Below are 385 nucleotides of genomic sequence, written 5' to 3'. Positions count from 1 at the left end.
TGAGTCATCGAGTCTTTGAACGCACCTTGCACCTTTTGGTTATTCCGAAAGGTACGCCTGTTTGAATGTCACAAAACCCCCCTCGGCCCTCATTCTTTCTAAAAGCATGGGGGACGGATTCTGAGTGTTGGTGTGTCAACGCCTCGCTTCAAATAGATTAGCACTTTTGGATGGTATACTATTAGTTCAAAAGACGTACTTGATGTTGTACTTATATTTCATTGAGGCAGTCTTTGGTCGCTCCGACTATCCGCTAATAGGGCAACTTGAAGAATAGCTTCCTAACCCTATCAACTTAATTAAGTAATTAATTAATCTTTAGACTTCAAATCAGGTGGGACTACCCGCTGAACTTAAGCATATCAATAAGCGGAGGACGCGCATA

This window comes from Janthinobacterium agaricidamnosum NBRC 102515 = DSM 9628, from assembly GCF_000723165.1.
In the GTDB taxonomy this organism is placed as follows: Bacteria; Pseudomonadota; Gammaproteobacteria; order Burkholderiales; family Burkholderiaceae_D; genus Janthinobacterium; species Janthinobacterium agaricidamnosum.
Note: the sequence above shows the minus strand (reverse complement) of the source record.